The sequence below is a fragment of the Luteibacter sp. P4_D7_3 genome (assembly GCF_056401735.1).
The window spans coordinates 1-1612 of sequence record NZ_JBFUIT010000521.1; the positions used below are offsets into that span (position 1 = coordinate 1).

Genomic DNA, 1612 nt, shown 5'->3' on the forward strand with positions numbered 1-1612 from the left:
GCAGGGATTCGTAGGAAGCGGCCCAGTCGTCGACGGATGTCTGCGTAACTGGCACTTCCTTGGTTGCGCCTTGTTTGATGCGCTGCTGGAAGTAGACCTTGCCTGAAAGAGGTTCGCGTACGGTGACATCTACGAATGCACCGTAGATGTAGACGGTGTTGACGTTGTTGCTGCCCTGCTCAACCTTCTTGAAACCGGCGATGTCGAGGGAGACTTCGTAGTCAGCCTCGGAGATCTTCAAGTCGTACGCGTCACCTTCCACGAATCGTGCCGCCATGTTCGAGCCGATGGCGCGGTTCGATCGATACGGGAGGATTGCCAGCTTCTGATTGGATGAGAGGTACTTACCGAACTCTTGCGCCACCTGCGTGCGGAACGCGGTTTCGTTAACCGTCGGCGCGTACTGGCGCAGGTATTCCTTGCTTTTGTCGGCCAGTGTCACGTTGGTAACGCGTAGATGGCGTGTGGCGGCGTTGGGCACTTGTGCGCGAGCCAGAGCGGCGGCGAATTGCGCCGATAGCCCGCTCGGCGATGTCGTATCCAGCATCATGCCGCTGAAGCCGGCATCGATATCGGCATCCGAGGGTGCGGAGGCCTTGACGTCCACATAGTCCAGAACGAGCGGCAGACCGCCGAGAACCTGCCGTTCCTTGAAGTCGAAGAACAGGACCTGCGCTGAAATCTCCAGTCGGATCTTGTAGAGGCCGCCCACGTGTTCGACCGACGTGGTTTCGCGATCGACTGCGAGGGCGAGGGCGGTTGCGTTGCTCGCATCTTTAATGGAGCCAAGCTGGTCGAAGCTGACGTGGGTCGGGCCGGGGTGGCTGTCGATCTGGTGACGAATTCCCGCGTTCACCTGTTTGGCAGTCGCGCTATCGAGGAGGCGGCTCAGGTGAGGAAATTCGTGCGTCGTGTCCGATGCGTCACCGGTAAAGGCGATGCCTGCAAAGTAGACGGTGTCCTGTGCAGCGTGCACCGCAGGCACGAAAGCGAGCGCGGCAATGACCAGGCATAGCTGCCATAGCCCTAAAGGCTTCGTCACAATGGGTCTCCGTGAACCGTCCATGCACTTGCTCGACATTCGAGCAAGTCGCGTTCTTCAATGTGGCGATGCGTCTACCACGTGCCCAAGTTGCCCCTGTCTGGACGCGGCGAATCTCGCACTTTCATCTTGGCAATGCAAGAGGGAAAAGCGCGACCTTGGTCTGAAGAAAATCGCTAAAGTTTTTGAGCTGTTGGTCGAGTGAGCAACGCATTCGTGCAATTTGACGATATCGTTATAACCACCGCAATGAGCGATTGGACGTCGCTGATGGCTACACGAGTGCGCTCGCCGTTAGACCACGCTGGGTCGTCTCATGACCCAGCGTTCCCCAATAACCGGGAGCGTGTCAGGTCCGTCACCAAGAGGAAAGGCGACAAGCGCCGTCGGGGCAATCCGCAACACGGCTCCGGGTACAAGCGCCAACCTCCCTAGATCCTCGCTCGCCACATCGACCTCGAGCGTCTGATCGATGTCCGCAACATAGATGTCGAGATGCGCAATGCTCCCCGCGAGATAGACGTGTCGCAGCTTCGCCTCCCACGCTGGCTCACCTTCAGGCACCAACAG

2 protein-coding genes are annotated in these 1612 nt (G+C 58.6%); both read right to left on the reverse strand.

Annotated elements, in window-relative coordinates; all coding sequences use genetic code 11:
* On the reverse strand, positions 1-1042 hold a 1042-nt coding region (locus tag AC1DSN_RS22280; RefSeq protein WP_477332973.1), incomplete at its 3' end, for a hypothetical protein.
* 294 nt (positions 1043-1336) lie between these two features.
* On the reverse strand, positions 1337-1612 hold a 276-nt coding region (locus AC1DSN_RS22285), incomplete at its 5' end, for a TOBE-like domain-containing protein (protein ID WP_477332975.1).